The organism is Pseudomonas sp. DrBHI1, from assembly GCF_002205115.1.
Taxonomy (GTDB): Bacteria; Pseudomonadota; Gammaproteobacteria; order Pseudomonadales; family Pseudomonadaceae; genus Aquipseudomonas; species Aquipseudomonas mosselii.
In genome coordinates, this window is sequence record NZ_NIBE01000097.1 from 65,332 (window position 1) to 67,906 (window position 2,575).

Below are 2,575 nucleotides of genomic sequence, written 5' to 3' on the forward strand. Positions count from 1 at the left end.
AGCGGCAGCTCGACATCCAGCGCCTGGCGGGTGCGCGAGACGATCTGGGTGGCCAGCAGCGAGTGGCCGCCGAGGGCGAAGAAATCGTCCTGCAGGCCGATTTGCGGCAGGTTCAGCACCTCGCGCCAGATCGCCGCGACCTGCTGCTGCAGCCCGCTCTGCGGCTCGACATGTCCACGTTGTTGCCAGACCGGCGCCGGCAGTGCCTTGCGGTCGACCTTACCGCTCGGCCCCAGGGGCATCTGCGCCAGGTGGATGAGCTGCGCCGGCACCATGTAGGCCGGCAGGCGCTCGGCCAGCGCGGCCAGCAGCGCGTCGCTCTGCTCGATGCCGCTGTAGTAGCCCACCAGCTGGGCGCCGACGGCGTCCTGGTGGATCAGCACCAGCGCCTGGGCGACACCCGGCTGGGCCAGCAGCACCGCCTGCACTTCCTCGGGTTCGACGCGGAAACCGCGCACCTTCACCTGCTGGTCGAGGCGGCCCAGGTACTCCAGGGCCTGGCTCTGTACCTGCCAGCGGGCGCGGTCGCCACTGCGGTACAGGCGCGCGCCGTCGCCATCGGGCTGGGGCACGAAACGTTCGGCGGTCAGCCCCGGGCGGCCGAGGTAGCCACGGGCCAGGCCCGCGCCCCCCAGGCACAGCTCGCCGGGCACGCCCGGCGCGCTCAGCTCGAATTCGTCGTCCAGCACCCGGCACAGCACGTTGCCCAGCGGGCGGCCAATGGGCGAGCGGGCGCCATCACTCGCCTGGCAGTGCCAATGGGTGACGTTGATGGCGGTTTCGGTCGGGCCGTAGCGGTTGTGCAGTTGCACTTGCGGCAGCAGTTGCAGCACGCGGTCGCGCAAGGCCGCAGACAGCGCCTCGCCCCCGGAGAACAGCCGACGCAGGCTGGTGCAGCCGGCGGCCAGCGGCTCTTGGACAAACACCTGCAGCAGCGGCGGCACGAAGTGCAGCGTGGTCACCTCGTGTTGCTGGATCAGCTGGGCGATGCGCTGCGGGTCACGGTGCTCGCCGGGGCCGGCCAGCACCAGCCGGCAACCGCTGACCAACGGCCAGAAGCACTCCCACACCGACACGTCGAAACTGATCGGCGCTTTCTGCATCAGCACATCGCTGTCATCCAGCGCGTAGGTGGCCTGCATCCACTGCAGGCGTTCGGCCAGGGCCGCGTGGGTGTTGCCCACGCCCTTGGGCTGGCCGGTGGAGCCGGAGGTGTAGATCACATAGGCAAGGTTGTCACCGTGCAGGTGCAGGCCGGGGGCCTGGCTCGGCCAGCTGTCCAGGTGCAACTGGTCGAGGGCGATGGCGCTGACGCCGTCCACCTGCGGCAGCTTGTCGAGCAGGCTGCCGTGACTGAGCAGCAGGCCGGCCTTGCAGTCGGCCAGCATGTAGGCCAGGCGCTCGGCCGGGTAGTCGGTGTCCAGCGGCACATAGGCGCCGCCGGCCTTGAGGATGGCCAGCAGGCCGACCAGCAGCTGTGGCGAACGCTCCAGGGCGATGGCCACGCAGGTATCCGGGCCGACGCCCTTGTCACGCAGGTAGTGGGCCAGGCGGTTGGCCTGCTGGTGCAGCTCGGCATAGCTGAGCTGGCCGCCCTCCCACACCAGCGCGGTGCGTTCGGGGGTCATGCGAGCCTGTTCATTGAGTTGCTCGACCAGCAGGCGCGGCGCGCTCGCCATCGGCGCCTGCCCCCAGCCGAGCAGTTGCGCGCGGCCTTGCTCGTCGAGCAGGCGCACTTCGCCAAGGGCCAGCTGCGGCTCGGCGCAGACCTGCTCGAGCAAGGCCAGCAGATGGCTGGCCAGGCGCTTGACGGTGGCCGCCTCGAACAACCCGGCGGCGTAGTCGAAGGCCAGCGTCAGACGGCCCTGGTGGTCTTCCTCGCTGTGCAGTTGCAGGTCGAACTTGGCTTCGCGGCTGTGCCACGGCAGCTCTTCGGCCAGCAGCCCGGGCAGGCGGCGCAGGGCCGACAGGTCGCGCTGCTGGTGGTTGAACATGACCTGGAACAGGCCCTGCTCACGGGCCTGCGGCAGCGCTTCGAGCAACTGCTCGAACGGCAGGTCCTGATGGGCCTGGGCCTCCAGGGTGGCCTGGCGCGCCTGGGCCAGCAGCCCGGCGAACGGCAGGCGGCCATCGAGTTCGGCGCGCAGCACCTGGGTGTTGATGAAGAAGCCGACCATGCCCTGGGTTTCCAGGCGCGGACGGTTGGCGTTGGGCACGCCGACGCGGATGTCGCCCTGGCCGCTGTAGCGGTGCAGCAGGGCCTGCCAGCCGGCGAGCAGGACCATGAACAGGCTGGCCTGCTGGTCGCGGGCCAGTCCCTTGAGGGCACTGGTCAGCGCCGCCGGCACCTTGAGGCTATGGCGCGCGGCGCGGGTGTGCTGTTGGCTGGCGCGGGGCTGGTCGGTGCACAGGTCGAGCACCGGTAGTTCATCACCCAGCTTGTTTTTCCAGTAGTCGAGCTGACGGGCGCTCTCGCCGTCGGCCAGCCACTGGCGCTGCCATTGGCCGTAGTCGGCGTAGCCCAGCGTCAGTTCGGGCAGTTGTACGGTCTGGCCTTGGGCGGCGTACAGGCGGG

At 70.3% G+C, this 2,575-nt stretch carries 1 protein-coding gene; it reads right to left on the reverse strand.

The features are described from left to right. A partial coding sequence (locus tag CC207_RS27850; RefSeq protein ID WP_256582136.1) for an amino acid adenylation domain-containing protein occupies positions 1 to 2,575 on the reverse strand: 2,575 nt, incomplete at both ends.